This window comes from Sphingomonas sp. CFBP 13706, assembly GCF_014842355.1.
Classification (GTDB): domain Bacteria; phylum Pseudomonadota; class Alphaproteobacteria; order Sphingomonadales; family Sphingomonadaceae; genus Sphingomonas; species Sphingomonas aerolata.
Window position 1 is genome coordinate 1 of record NZ_JACYVM010000075.1, and the last position, 546, is coordinate 546.

A 546-nucleotide genomic window follows, 5' to 3' on the forward strand; every position below is an offset into this window, starting at 1 on the left:
GGGAAGAGCTTCTTCCATTCCAAAGAACATTAGCCGCCGTCCTCATGTCCCTTCATCACTAGGTTAGTCCACGAGACGAAATAGCGTCAGCTATTTTGCACGTGGGCAAGCTCGGCCAGCGCTGCACAGCGCGCCCCAGGGTCCCATCAAAGTAATACTTTGATGGGTGCCCTCAGAAGGCGCAGCTTTGCTGCGACTGACGGGCACGCGGCGTTCGGGCCGGTAGCTCAGGTGGTTAGAGCGCACGCCTGATAAGCGTGAGGTCGTAAGTTCAACTCTTACTCGGCCCACCAACGCACTGGCGTCTCACATTCTCGATATTCGTATGTACCATCTGGTGCGTCGAACATGGGGCCTTAGCTCAGCTGGGAGAGCGGTTGCTTTGCAAGCATCAGGTCATCGGTTCGATCCCGATAGGCTCCACCATCGTTTGAGACGCTTACGCGAACGCTATTTTGCATAACCTAGAGATGAAGAGAAACGGTTCCCCGTGCGAGAGCACGGTGATTGGGTCGAGACGACCCGTATTTGACATTGTGAATGGGT

2 tRNA genes are annotated in these 546 nt (G+C 55.1%); both read left to right on the forward strand.

Going from position 1 to position 546, the window contains the following annotated elements:
- Window positions 1–216 precede the first annotated feature (216 nt).
- Window positions 217–293 (forward strand) — tRNA-Ile (locus IFS44_RS21715).
- A gap of 57 nt (window positions 294–350) precedes the next feature.
- A tRNA-Ala gene (locus IFS44_RS21720) sits at window positions 351–426 on the forward strand.
- The last annotated feature ends 120 nt before the right edge of the window (window positions 427–546 follow it).